Here is a 13105-nt window from a genome sequence, read left to right as displayed (position 1 = left end):
CCCTTTCTAACCGCCTTTGCTCACACCCTTATCTTTCTTTTCGGATCATGTCGTGGGCTTTGACGGGCTGGTTGACTTTCATGCTGATGATTTGCATGGCGTGGGGGGCGCGGTCGATGGCTTGGCCGTCTTCGTCGCGCATGGCAGTGAGTTCTTGTTGGAAGTGGCGCATGCCGGGGCCGTAGAATTCGATGAGGTCGCCGACGCCAAAGTTGTTCCGCTGTTGGATGGTGGCGATTTGGCTGTCTGGGTCATAGTCTAGGACTTCGCCAACGAATTGGTAGCGGGGGATCCGGCGGCGCTTGCCGAAGAGTTGTTCGTTCTCAGTTGGGCGGCCATAGTAGAAACCGGTGGCTAGTTCACGTTGGGCAGACTTCCAGAGTTCGTCGATCCATTCTTGTTGGACCTGGTAGTTATCGGGGTCTTCCAGATAAGAATCGATAGCCTTGCGGTAGACATTGATGACGGTTGAGACATAGTGGATGGACTTCATCCGGCCTTCAACCTTTAAGGAGTCGATGCCGTTCTGGATGATGTCAGGAATATGGTTGATCATGGAGAGGTCAACGGCTGACATGGCAAAAGGTTCATCGATATCCGTGCCTTCTTCGCCCTTGCCGACCATGTAGCGGTCACCGAGCTTGGGCATGTCATAGAGGCCATACTGCCAACGACAGGATTGGCAGCAGCCGCCCCGGTTAGCATCACGGTGGGCCATGTGGTTGGAGAGGGTACAGCGGCCCGAATAAGAGATACACATGGCGCCGTGGACGAAGGCTTCAATTTCGACATTGGTTTTTTGCCGAATTTCAGCGACTTCGGCCATGGAGACTTCCCGGCCCAGTACACAGCGGGTGAGACCGGCATCTTCCCAGAAGTTCAAGGTTTCATAATTGACGGCAGATTGCTGGGTTGACAGGTGCATTTCCAGGCCTGGCGCGTCGCTGGCGCAAATCTGCATGAGGGCAGGGTCGGAGATAATCACCGCGTCAATTCCGATATCGCGGATGGTGCGGAAGAATTCGCCAGCCCCCTCTTCATCGCCGACATGGGTGACCATGTTAGAGGCCACATAAACCTTGGCATTATGCTTGTGGGCATAATCCACGGCTTCTTGCATCTCATCGAAGTCGAAGTTGCCGGCCCGGCTTCTCAAGCCGTAAGCCTCGCCACCGATATAGCAGGCATCGGCGCCATAGTGGATAGCAATCTTTAATTTTTCAAGGGTCCCGGCTGGTGCTAAGAGCTCGGGACGTTTTAATTCACTTTGTGTCACACTGATTTCCTTTCTAATTTAACGCTTATTGGACGGTATCCTTGTCGAAGAGGAAGAAGCCGGTCGAAAGCTCGCGGTTATCTGGATGAAGTTCGCGCACTTTTTGGTCGAGCTGGAGGGCGTAGGCATCGTTCCATTGGCCCGCTTCAATGGCATCGCGGGCCTGGGCGAAAAGTCGGTTAATCTCAACGAAGGCTTGGCCTGGGCAGTAAATGCCGTCTGCATACCAGTGTTGGATGCCAGCTTTTTGGAGGTCGTTTAGGTACATCATAAGGTCCAAGTCGTTGTTGGCGAAGATATGGGTGCCGTGGTCATCTTCATAGATGGAATAATGGGTCTCATCCTTCTTAGGTTCGGAGAGGAAGAGCTCGTGTTCGGCAACTTCGGTCTTGTCCTTGCCGACAAAGTTAAAGTAGTTGTCGAGGAGCATGCGACCGCTCTGGTGGATGCAGGAGGCGCCGTAAGTTTGGACCATAAGTGGAATCTTGGCATCCCGGGCCATCTCAGTCAGTTCGACATAGGGAACTTCCCGGGCAACCAGGGCGCCGACCGCACCGTACTGGGCCCAGAAGTTAACCTGGCCTGGGCTGGTCACAAGGACAGAGGCATCGTAGATATAAGGCATGCGGTAGGCCTCTTCTTTGAGGATTTGGATCAGACCGGTGTCGCCAACCATGAGTAAATCAGCATTCATGGCCTTGATCTGGCTCAGATAGTCGCGGGCCCGGTCAATCTTGTCATTGTGGAGGATAGCATTGGCTGCGACAATCACCTCTTTGCCTGCTTGGTGCGTGATGCGGATCATTTCAGCCATTTCTTCCCGGTCAAAATATCCCGGCAAGCGGAGGCCGTAGCTGCTTTCGCCAATGACGAGATAGTCGACGCCGGCTTCCAACAGGGCCTGACCTTGGCTCAAGGATTCAGCTGTCGCAATCAATTTAATCATTCGTCTCTTTCCCTCTTTCTTCATTATAGTACACATTTCTACATTGTAAGTTCAAAAGCAATAAAAGTCTAGGCTTTTCGGTAAAAGTTGGGGGAATCTTAGTAAGCAAGTCTATTTTAAAGGGTAATTGTTATGAAAAAACAAGACGGCTTATTTATTATAAGGGTGCTAGAAGCATCTATTCCGCTTTTGAATTTGATCGTTAAAGAGCCGTGAGCACCGGTCGGGCCAAGGTCCCTCACCTAGCGAGCTTCAAAGGGCTAGTACGGCTGACGCCTACTATCCCTAATTCACATCGCTTGCTTGGTCACGGCTAACGATCAAATTCAAAGCTCCACTCCTGCTCAAAATTAGCTGATATGAAATTTACATTTAAATTACTAATCAGCAATATTAGAAAATGAAACAAGCTGGCTTATTATACGGTGCTGGAAGCATCCGTTTCGCTTTTGAATATGAGCCTTAATAGAATTGAGAAGTAAAAAAGTCCTGGACGACTTGGCTAAAAGTTGTCTAGGACTTTTTTTGCTTGTATTTGTTAAGGAGAGAGTGAAACTTGTTTAATTTCCCATTAATGGTTATGGGCGAGTTGTTGGAGTGGGCGCTGGTAATTTTCAGCCTTGAGATTAGGGAGGCTGAGCATGGTGGCCAAGCTGATTAAGTAGAGGCTGGCTAGGAAGAGCATGACCATGGGGACGGAGGAGACGTCGAGCAGCCAACCGATAACTACCGAGGAGAAGCCGCCTACTGCCCGGCCCACATTGAGGATGACGTTGTTAGCAATCGAAGCAATGTGGTCGGGATAGAGGCGGGTAATCATGGCCCCGTAGCCGGCGAACATGCCGTTGACGAAGAAACCGACGATGGCGCCGCCGAGAATCATAGTGAGCGGTGTCCGGGCAAAGGTGAAGAGGTAGACGGACAGGGCAGACAGGCTGAGGAAAGTAGTATAGGCCAGGCGGGGTCCCCGAGCGTCAAGCAAGCGGCCGAAGGTGAACATGCCTAGGCACATCCCAATAATGGTCGCAATCATCCAAGTTGAAGAATCCTTCACACTGACACCGCTGGCTTCCTGCATAATGGTCGGCAGCCAGTTCATCATCCCGAAGTAGCCAGCGATTTGAACGGTGGTCATCAGCATGAGTCCCAGGGTCTGCCGGCTGAGCTCAGCTGTCTGGAAGAGTTCCTTGATCGAAGGCTGTTGGGCTGCAGTTTGCTTTTGTTGGCGGGCCTGGGTGTCCGCAAAGACTTGCTGGTCATCGATAGCAAAGATCATCCAAATCACAAGCAGGACGGGCAGGAGGCCGAAGAGGAAGAGGCCGCGTCAGCCGAAGAGGGGAGCGATAAAACCGGCGAGCAGGGCAGAAAGAATGGAACCAATCTGACCGGCGATCCCGTTGAGGGAACTGACCCGTCCCATCTTCTGGGCGGGAACGATACTGGCCATAATAGCAATGGCGACACCGTATTCGCCCCCAACTCCCATGCCTGCTAGGAAGCGCATGAGGTAGAGGTAGCCGAGGTTAGGAGTGAAGAAGATGAGCCCCGTAGCCAGAGAGAAGAGGAGGATGGTCCACTTGAAGACCTTAAAGCGGTTATAACGGTCAGCAAGGACGCCGAAGACTAGACCTCCGACCAGCATACCGAGGTTGGTGATGGTGGCAATGAGTCCGGCTTGGGCGCCGTTGATGCCGAGCTGGGCGATAATTGCCGACATGGAGAAGGCTAGGAACATGACATTGAGGTCGTCGGTTCCTGAAGCCAGGATAGCAGCGATGAGGGCGCGTTGACTGTTGGTATTGGGATGATTCACAAGATGACCTCCTTCATTAAAGCACTGGCTGACTAGTCACTGTGGCTGGCGGTCCAAGCTTGGGGGTCTTGGTACCATTGCTCCAGCACGTCACGGGCCGCTTCCACTTCAGGATCTTCTTTGGCCGCGATCGGAATCAGAGTTTTGAAGTCCGATAGGGTGTAGAGGGGGAAGTCTTCCTTGGCAAAAGCTTCGCGGCTGGCTGGGAGGAGGTAGTTGAAGATGGCTAGGGCAGCAACGACTTCGCCACCTGCTTCTTGGACTTGGTGGGCTGCGTGGATCACTGACCCGCCGGTTGAAATCAAGTCTTCAACCATGAGAACCTTGGCCCCTTTTTCGAATTCGCCTTCGATAGCATTTTGCTTACCGTGACCCTTGGCTTTATCGCGGACATAGATCATGGGTAGGTCGAGAGCTTGGGCGATAAAGGCGGCATGGGGGATACCAGCAGTTGCGGTTCCGGCAACCACTTCGATATCCGAACACTTGTCTTTAATCGTCGCCAGGAAGCCGTCGATGAGGAGCTGGCGAACCTCAGGATGGGAAATCGTCAGGCGGTTATCGCAATAAATAGGAGACTTGAGGCCACTGGTCCAAGTAAAGGGTTGGTTGGGACGAAGGGAGATGGCATGGATATCTAAGAGGGCTTGGGCAATTTTTTCGGCTTGTGACATGGTAGATTCTCCTTTTCTATTCTGGTGACGGTTTAGGCTTGCCATTCGGCAGTGATGTCGCGGTAGGCTTGGACTGGATCAGCAGACTGGGTGATAGGACGGCCGACAACAATATAGTCGCTGCCGAGCGCCTTAGCCTTGGCTGGCGTAGTGATCCGCTCTTGGTCTTCCCGTTGACTCTGATAGTTGCTAGGACGGATGCCGGGCGTGACCGTGATGAAGTCAGTACCCACTTGGTCTTTAATCAGGCGGGATTCCAGGGGCGAGCAGACAACCCCGTCGAGGCCTGCTTTTTGGCTGAGTTGAGCATAGTGGACCACACTCTCTTCGATGGTCGCTTGGGTCAGTTGTTCGGCCTGCATGGCAGCTTCAGATGTTGAAGTCAATTGGGTGACCGCAATCAGGAGAGGGCGCTTGTCAGGATCAGGTTGGGCTTCCACAATGGCATCCATAGCCCAGCGCATCATTTCTTCCCCACCCGCAGCGTGGACATTTAGCATATCAACGCCCAGTTCCGTCAGCGCGCGGATACTGCGGTGGACCGTGTTTGGAATATCGTGCAGCTTCAAGTCAAGGAAGATGTGGTGGCCAGCCGCTTTGAGTTGCTTCACTAGGGCCGGACCGTTGGCATAGTACATCTCCATCCCAATCTTGACGTTTAGTTCCTGGCCGTCGAATTTTTGGATAAAAGCTTCCATCTTGTCAACTGTATCGAAGTCTAGGGCAATAATCGGTTTGTCTTTTTGCATTTTTAGCCTCCAAAAATAACTATTTTTTCCCAAAAAAAAGCACGTTGATTAAAATCAAAGTGCCGACCCCCTGCTTGGCGCCAAGCATAAAGGATGCGAATAAAATTTTGCTCAAATTGTCAAATATTATATCCCCCTATCGAAAGCTTGTCAAGATTTTTTCGTAATTTTTTTAATTAAATGTGTGCGAGAGAGTCTCCCTTGTGTTTTTGAAATTACTTAAGCCTGGCTATTCCTCAACGGGTCCATTATTAAAAATCTTCTTCACATGAAATAAGCTAGCAAGGGCTGGTAAATTATTTTTTAAATCATAAAAAATATCATTGTTGTTTGAATGCTGGGGCCTAGCAAGCCACATTCGGGGGACCCTAATGTGATTTGAACGCTGTCAAGCCACACTCCCATGACGTAATTGTGGCTACTCCAGCTACAAGCCACAATCGGAGAGCTAGACTGTGGTTTGCTGACGTTTAACCCACAATTGGGTCTTTCAAGTGTGGCTTGAGCCATGCTAATCCTCACTTGGGGCTTTGGATTGTGGCTTGCTGAGATAAAACAAAAACACTTCCCCAGATAAGCAATCAGAAGATGCCGCTTGCTAAGGGAAGTGTTTACTTTGAGTGAAAATTTACGAATTTCGCTTTATTATTGGAAAAGCTAGTCTTTAAGTCTTGCTTCTCTTTAAAAACAGCTATTCTTTCGAAAACCTGTTCCAGTGATTCAAGTCTCCCGACTTTTGTCACACTCTGCTTATTCAACGCCAAATTCTTGGCGGACTTGGTCGGCGATCCGGTTGGCATAGTCGGCAGCGAGTTCGTCGGTTTGGGCTTCGACCATGACGCGGAGGAGGTTCTCGGTACCGCTTGGGCGGACGAGGATCCGGCCATCGCCGCCCATGTCGGCTTCAACCGCTTGGATAACTTCTTGAACGGTCTCGGACTTCATGGCATCCTCACGGCCTTGGCGGGTGACGCGGACATTGACCAGGATTTGTGGATAGGTCTGCATCTCGTCAGCGAGTTCGGAGAGTTTCTTTCCGGTTTGCTTCATGACGAAGAGTAGTTGGACAGCGGTTAGGAGGCCATCTCCAGTTGTATTGTGGTCCATGAAGATAATATGGCCGGATTGTTCGCCACCCAGGTTGTAGCCGTGTTCGCGCATGGCTTCTACCACATAGCGGTCGCCGACCTTGGTAGTTTCAACCTGGATGCCGGCAGCTTCTGTCGCCTTGTGGAAGCCGAGATTGGACATGACGGTGGCAACAATGGTGTTATCCTTCAAACGCCCGCGCTCGTTCAAGTACTTGCCGCAGATGAACATGATGTGGTCGCCATCAATCAGTCGACCATTCTCGTCTACAGCTAGGCAGCGGTCGCCGTCACCGTCGAAGGCAATCCCAACATCAGCTTGGTTATCGCGAACCATTTGGGCTAAAGCTTCAGGGTGGGTAGAACCTACGCCGTCATTGATGTTCAGACCATTAGGCGAAGAGGCCATAGTTTGAAAATTAGTTTCAAGATCAGCAAACAAACGGTTGACTAGGGGCGAGGTTGCTCCATTGGCCGCATCGATGCAAACGTTCATGCCTTCGAGCGAGGAGGTAATTGTTGATTCAAGGAATTCCAAGTACTTGGACGCTCCCTCTAAGTACTCGCTCACCGTACCCAGGCCTTCAGAACTTGGCCGTGGAAGCGTATCTTCTTCCTGGTCTAAGAGGGCTTCGATTTCTAATTCTTGGTCGTCAGAAAGCTTGAAGCCGTCGCTACCGAAGAACTTAATGCCGTTATCAGCAGCTGGGTTGTGGCTGGCTGAAATCATCACGCCGGCTGTGGCACCGGTTGTCCGGGTCAAGTAGGCCACCCCAGGGGTTGAAATGACGCCTAATTGGAAGACTTCAATGCCAACGGATAAGAGGCCGGAAATGAGGGCATGTTCAAGTAATTGCCCTGAGATTCGTGGATCGCGCGCCACGAGGACACGGGGATTTTCACTCTGTTCACCGGCATGCTGGAGGAGGACATAGCCCCCACAACGCCCTAATTTGAAGGCGAGTTCTGGAGTTAATTCGCGGTTTGCTTCGCCGCGAACACCATCCGTTCCAAAATATTTACGCATAATGAATAATCTCCTTAATATTGGTTTATTCGAGGATTTTTTCTTTTGTACAAGTCATCTTAACATGAAAGCTTCAGCCTGTGAAGTTATAACTTAAAGGTCTAAGTAGAGGGGTCTTGTTCCTGGCTGGGGGCGTTTTGGCGGCCAGCTGCCGACCGGGTCTCCTGGGACCGCTGGCTGCTAGCTGAACTAGAATTCCTTTCAGCTTCTTCTTGACGGTTGGCAGCGTTTTGCCGGTGGGGTGTAACCTTGACCCGGACTTGTGCCGGTTCCATGGAGGATACGCCTGCTGGCAATTCCAGGTCCACCTGGGTTTCTTCTTCCTTGGTAATCTGGCTGACATCGACATAGCCCATCACCCGGTTGAGCTGGTGGATGCTGGCGGGGTCACCCGAGAGGACCGTGTTATGGGTGGTCAGGGGCTCAATCTCATAGTCGGTGTCAGGTCGGCCATTGACGGCTTCGAATTGGATGGGGACGGTATTGGTATTGGACTGGATATCGACTTGGACTTCCACCTGCTTGGGATCGGCACTGATATCCAGCATCTGCCCCTGGCTATCCGCGATCAGGACCGTGGCCGAAGTGGTATAGGAGTCGCTGGCATCGCTCGGGATATCCACATTGACATAGACCTGGCTGATCTGCTGGAGCTTGTCGCCAGAGCCTGACAGGGTAACGGTTTGGGGGTTGACACTCACATTACCGACCGCATAGTCGGGAGAGAGCTTATCACTATTGACCCGGACCTCGATCGGATAATTCTGGGTCTGGAGCTCCGCAATGGTGATATTAACGCTAGAAGGGGAGAGTTTATAATGTAATTCCTTAGAGATTCCTTCCAGGCGGAGCTTGATATAGTGCTGGCCAGGCCCGAGCTGTTCCAGATCTTCCGTCACTACCTTGAAGTTCTCAGCCTCCAGGGTTTGTTGGATGAGATTGGCTGGACCCGACAGCTCCACGTCCACGGTTTCGGGTAGGCCTGTAATATAGTAGTTTTGGACATTGCCCTTGATGTGGACGGGAACATTGGAGATAGTTTCCGTCGAATTCTCACTCACATTCTGGAAGAAAGAAATAGGATTATCATTGTAGCGCTCGGCCTTAACGAAGACAAACATGGTCAAGGCGAGGAAGAGGGCGACCAGGAGTGTCAACCACTTGTTGTCATAAATTTTATTCATCGTCATGCGCCTCGCTTTCCTTCTCTTCTTTAGCGAAGAGGCGGCTCAGGATATTGCTTTCGGAATGTTCTTCAGCCACAATGAAGTGATCTTGGAGGCTCTGGCGGAGCTCATCTTCTGAGAGGTCGCGGATAATCCGGCCGTGGTAGGTCAGGGAAATGCCCCCGGTTTCTTCAGAGACGACAACGGTAATGGCATCGGTCTGCTCGCTCAAGCCGACTGCTGCCCGGTGCCGGGTCCCCAGTTCCTTAGGGATATCGGGGTTCTCTGAGAGGGGGAGGAAGCTGGCGGCTGAAGTAATTTCTCCATCTTGGATAATGACCGCCCCATCGTGGAGGGGGGTATTGGGGATGAAGATATTAATGAGGAGCTGGGAGCTGATCGCAGCGTTCAGGCTGATCCCGGTCTTGGCGAATTCGGTTAGGGACTGTTCCTGCTCAATCGAGATCAGGGCCCCAATCCGCCGCTTGGCCATGTACTTGGAAGCGTCAATAATCTCTTCCACCATCTCCTCCATGGGATTGGTATACATCTGCTGCCTCTTAGCTGTAAAGAGGCGCTGGCCCAAATGTTCCAGACCGCGCCGGATCTCAGGCTGGAAGATAATGAGGACCCCAACGACGGACCACTGGATAATACTGTTCATGATCCAATCAACCGTCTCCAGACGAAAGACCGAACTCAGGATCTTAATCACAATAAAGACAAAAATCCCATTCAAAATATTGATGGCCTTGGTATGTCGGATCACCTTCAGCAATTGGTAGCAGAGGAACCAGACAATCAGGATATCAATCAGATTGAAGAGGTGTTGGAAAGTAAAAATAGATGACCAGTCAAAGGACATGGCGAGGCCTCCTTATCAGCTAATTCACGAATGCCCTAAGCATTCTTACCTATTAAGTATAGCATACCCGGCCCCCTAAACCCGCCTTGAGCTCTGGGATAAAGCTTAGGAAATCTTTAAAATGACTGGAGAGATTATCGATTTTATTGATAGAAGTTAGGTCTATTAAAGGAAGCTAGAAGAAAAATTGGTTTTTATTTAATGCTTTGTTAAAATTAAATCAAAGCGTATCCATGAAAAGGAGTGTCAAAGAGAAATGAAAATTCAAGTAAAAGATTTCCTAAAACTTAGCCTGACCATGATTGTTGCGGTCTATTTCATTCGAATTTTTAAAGAGACGGGATGGCCCTTTATTTGGACAGACCTAACTTGGGGGCTTTTCTTTTCGGTAACAGCTATTATTTTGCCTCGAATTAAAGCTCATCAGAAGGCTAAATACCAGGCCAAGTGGGGGAAACCGACCAATCGGAGATAGGAAGTGTATTATTTATTCGATGGTAAAAAAACAAACATATGTTAAACTGTAATTACCACTATAAATTTAACATATGTTTGGGAGTGTGAAATCTTTGATGCGAAAAGAACAGCTTTGGCCACTATGGAAGGGGCTGCTAGGCCTTTCCTGGCTGCTTTACTTTTATTTTTTGATTAGCCAGGCCGAAGTTACTTGGTGGTTTCAATGGCTAGCGAGAATAACCTTCTTATTATCATTATTTGTCAGTGGTCAGTTTTTGGATAAACGTAAAGATTTGGGTAAAAAGAAATTTTATCAGTATCTTATTGGTATTTCTATTCTTTCTTTTCCTCTGATACCTTTTCAACCCTTTACTGAAATAGGCACCATTACTTGGTCTGATTTTAAGCTGATTGGCCTGTTGACCCTAACCTTAATTATTATGATTGTCCTAGCCAATCTTTTCTATGATTGGATGCAAGAGAGGAATTAATCCGAAAAAAATATCAAAAAGGTCTTGCCAAGCCCAGGTTGAGATGTTATTATAATTGAGTACGATAAATCAAATTGATTCGTCGGGTGGGATAGCGAAGTGGCTAAACGCGGCGGACTGTAAATCCGCTCCTTCGGGTTCATAGGTTCGAATCCTATTCCCACCATTTCAATTATTATTGGGGTATCGCCAAGTGGTAAGGCAACAGACTTTGACTCTGTTATGCGTTGGTTCGAATCCAGCTACCCCAGTTGAGATGACCAGCTCTGAGCTGGTCTTTTTTTGTCTTAAAAAATATTGTTTCTATTAAATAGAATTGTTATACTTAGGTTAGCTCGAGAAAGGAGTGGTCCCTTATGGAATTATCCCAAGACCAAGTGCTGATCCGGCGCTTGAAACGTTTTGCTATCTTTTTCTTAGTCATTAATATTTTTAATGCAATTTCCCAATTGATTACCACGATTTCATCCTTCCAGTCTAAGGCTTTCGATGCCAGCCAATTTGAAATGTTGGGCCCTGAGATGGTGGACCAGATGCGGCAAACCTTCGCTTATTCTCATTCCATGCCTGTCCGGCTCATGAATGTGGTCTATCTTCTATTATATGTGGTTTTGGTTTATCTCTTCTATAAGGAATGGCAGAAGTTACGAGCCTTCCAGATTGATCCTCAGACCAAGACCAACTTCACCATTGCCTGTGCCATTAGCTTGGCCATCCCCTTAGTCAATGCCTTACTGACCCACTTAGCGGGTCTGGGTGCCTTCTCCGCTATGGCGGGTTGGATTGGTGCCGCGATTGTGATTGTCTTAAACCTGATTCTTTTCGGCATTTGTTTCTATACCTATAAGAAGTTGGCGGACCAGGGCGCGGTTTAGTCCTTATTCCCCGTCTTTGTTTCAGCCTGTTAGTTTGGATGATTTCTTCGCCAAGCTGGCAGGCTTTGTTTTTGCTTCCAGGCGTGTTAGAGTCAAACTATAATATGTAGAGAGGGGTTATAACCATGTTAGCGATCTATCGTCCAGGCGACCAGGCGCCGGAGTCTTTACTGGAGGCCATGGAGGGTGTGGACTTTCCAGGAGGAGGCTATCTGGCGGAGAAATTAGAGGACCAGACGCTCCAGGCGGGTGAAATGGTCTTAGTGGTGACGGATGTCAGTGGAGGCTTGATGGCCTTTGCTTCGCTCTTAGAGGAGGATATTGTGCCAGACCTCGACTATGGCCCCTTCCTAGCGGCCGTCTATGTTGACCCGAACTACCGTGGCCAAGGGATCTTCTATCATCTCGTCTCCTTGATCGAACTCGAAGCCAAGAGCCAAGGTCAGAGCCAGCTCTATGTGATCTCTCAACACAAAAACCTTTATAGTAAGGTGGGTTATCAGTTCAAGGAAGACCTGGTCGACTTCATGGAACGGCCAGTTTATTGTTTTAACAAGGCTCTTTAGTGGTGAAATATAACAATTCTTACAAGCAGCCAAGTTAAGGAAAGCCTGTTCTGATGGGAAATTTCCTCTAACTTGGCTTTTCTTTTAAGGATTCTTAGGATTTTTTGTCATAATTTGGTATGTAATTTTTAACAAAAGACAATTCAAGAGGTTTTTTATTACAGGATTTTTACATTTTTTCAGCTAAATTTCAAAAGCTCCAGACTTGTTAACAGAGGCGTTAAGGCTGATTAACAAGTCGGTCGGAGGGCTTTTTTTGTTTTGGGGGCCGTGCTAAGATATTTCTTGTCGACGAGGCAAGGCCCTGATGCCTTCGCCTGAAGTGAAAGAATATAGATAAAAAAGAGATGAAAAAGGAGAATTTACTCAAATGAAATTTAACAAGGTACTTTTCGGAGCAAGTGTTGCAATCGCAGGTTTCGCTTTCCAAGCGGTTCAAGGTCAAGACGTTCAAGCAGCTGAATGGGTAGCTCGTACAGTTGAACAAGTTCAAGCAGACGTTAAAGCTGTTGACGGCGATGCTAAAGAATACACTGTTCAATGGGGTGACACCCTAAACGTAATCGCAGCAGCCGTAAACGCTGATGTTGATGCGATCGCTGACCTCAACGACATCGAAAACGCTAACCTCATCGAACCTGGCCAAAAATTAACCTTCGAAGTGGACAAAGACGGTAAGGCCCACAATGTCAAAGCTGAAGGCCAAAAAGCTGAAAACAATGACCAAGTTGCAGCTCAACCACAAGCCCAAGCAAGTTCATACGCTAACGCACCAGCTGCCCAACCTTCACAACAAGCTTACAGCTATGAAGCCCCTGCTCAAGCAGCACCAGCCGCTTCAAACTACACCGGCTCATCTTCATCCGCTAAAGAAATCATCGCCCAACGCGAATCAGGCGGTTCTTACACAGCAACTAACGGCCAATACATCGGACGTTACCAATTATCAGCTAGCTACCTCGGTGGCGACCACTCCCCAGCCAACCAAGAACGCGTCGCTGACCAATACGTAGCCAACCGCTACGGCTCATGGGACAACGCCCTAGCCTTCTGGAACAACAACGGTTGGTATTAAAAAAAGGGTGTGAGACTTGGCGCTTAGACTCGGATGAT

Annotated in this window: 12 protein-coding genes, 2 tRNA genes and 1 pseudogene; 7 read left to right on the top strand and 8 right to left on the bottom strand. The window is 49.2% G+C overall.

Annotated features, from left to right (window positions below; all coding sequences use genetic code 11):
* Positions 1 to 28: 28 nt before the first annotated feature.
* The 8 genes and pseudogenes from HMPREF2626_RS04635 to cdaA all read right to left on the bottom strand — a co-directional run bounded on the left by HMPREF2626_RS04635 (position 29) and on the right by cdaA (position 9604).
* Positions 29 to 1294, bottom strand: coding sequence for a peptidase U32 family protein (locus HMPREF2626_RS04635; protein WP_210382792.1), 1266 nt, complete (start codon positions 1292 to 1294; stop codon positions 29 to 31).
* A 7-nt stretch (positions 1295 to 1301) separates the two neighbouring features.
* Complete coding sequence (locus tag HMPREF2626_RS04630; protein WP_070618105.1) at positions 1302 to 2222, bottom strand: peptidase U32 family protein; 921 nt, start codon at positions 2220 to 2222, stop codon at positions 1302 to 1304.
* A gap of 571 nt (positions 2223 to 2793) precedes the next feature.
* Positions 2794 to 4035, bottom strand: a pseudogene (locus HMPREF2626_RS04625) (MFS transporter).
* 32 nt (positions 4036 to 4067) lie between these two features.
* Positions 4068 to 4709 carry an orotate phosphoribosyltransferase gene (gene pyrE, locus HMPREF2626_RS04620; RefSeq protein WP_070618102.1) on the bottom strand — a complete coding sequence of 214 codons (642 nt, stop codon included), beginning with the start codon at positions 4707 to 4709 and terminating at the stop codon, positions 4068 to 4070.
* Between the two features lie 32 nt (positions 4710 to 4741).
* Positions 4742 to 5458 carry an orotidine-5'-phosphate decarboxylase gene (pyrF, locus tag HMPREF2626_RS04615; protein ID WP_070618099.1) on the bottom strand — a complete coding sequence of 239 codons (717 nt, stop codon included), beginning with the start codon at positions 5456 to 5458 and terminating at the stop codon, positions 4742 to 4744.
* Positions 5459 to 6208: 750 nt separating this feature from the next.
* Complete coding sequence (gene glmM, locus HMPREF2626_RS04610; RefSeq protein WP_070618097.1) at positions 6209 to 7573, bottom strand: phosphoglucosamine mutase; 1365 nt, start codon at positions 7571 to 7573, stop codon at positions 6209 to 6211.
* 101 nt (positions 7574 to 7674) lie between these two features.
* A complete protein-coding gene (locus HMPREF2626_RS04605; RefSeq protein ID WP_070618094.1) occupies positions 7675 to 8763 on the bottom strand; it encodes a CdaR family protein in 1089 nt (362 codons plus the stop codon).
* Positions 8750 to 9604, bottom strand: a complete 855-nt coding sequence (gene cdaA, locus HMPREF2626_RS04600; protein WP_070618091.1) for a diadenylate cyclase CdaA — start codon at positions 9602 to 9604, stop codon at positions 8750 to 8752. Before cdaA ends, HMPREF2626_RS04605 begins: the two co-directional genes overlap by 14 nt.
* Before the next feature lie 256 nt (positions 9605 to 9860).
* Here cdaA and HMPREF2626_RS04595 point away from each other — a divergent pair, with 256 nt between their 5' ends.
* From HMPREF2626_RS04595 to HMPREF2626_RS04565, 7 genes are all read left to right on the top strand, one after another.
* Positions 9861 to 10079, top strand: coding sequence for a hypothetical protein (locus HMPREF2626_RS04595; RefSeq protein WP_070618087.1), 219 nt, complete (start codon positions 9861 to 9863; stop codon positions 10077 to 10079).
* A gap of 94 nt (positions 10080 to 10173) precedes the next feature.
* On the top strand, positions 10174 to 10551 hold the full coding sequence (locus HMPREF2626_RS04590; RefSeq protein ID WP_143236730.1) for a hypothetical protein: 378 nt from the start codon (positions 10174 to 10176) through the stop codon (positions 10549 to 10551).
* Positions 10552 to 10636: 85 nt separating this feature from the next.
* Positions 10637 to 10717, top strand: a tRNA-Tyr gene (locus HMPREF2626_RS04585).
* A 13-nt stretch (positions 10718 to 10730) separates the two neighbouring features.
* A tRNA-Gln gene (locus tag HMPREF2626_RS04580) sits at positions 10731 to 10802 on the top strand.
* A 105-nt stretch (positions 10803 to 10907) separates the two neighbouring features.
* Positions 10908 to 11426: a hypothetical protein gene (locus tag HMPREF2626_RS04575; protein ID WP_070618081.1), complete on the top strand. Its 519-nt coding sequence runs from the start codon at positions 10908 to 10910 to the stop codon at positions 11424 to 11426.
* A gap of 125 nt (positions 11427 to 11551) precedes the next feature.
* Entirely contained in the window at positions 11552 to 11992 is a 441-nt protein-coding gene (locus tag HMPREF2626_RS04570; RefSeq protein ID WP_070618078.1) for a GNAT family N-acetyltransferase, read from the top strand.
* 370 nt (positions 11993 to 12362) lie between these two features.
* The gene (locus tag HMPREF2626_RS04565) at positions 12363 to 13067 is read left to right on the top strand and encodes an aggregation-promoting factor (RefSeq protein WP_070618075.1); all 705 of its coding nucleotides are present in this window, start codon (positions 12363 to 12365) and stop codon (positions 13065 to 13067) included.
* Positions 13068 to 13105: the final 38 nt, after the last annotated feature.

Source organism: Aerococcus sp. HMSC062A02 (assembly GCF_001809535.1).
Lineage (GTDB): Bacteria > Bacillota > Bacilli > Lactobacillales > Aerococcaceae > Aerococcus.
The sequence above is the reverse complement of the archived record's forward strand: the minus strand, read 5'-3'. Positions and strand labels throughout refer to the sequence as shown.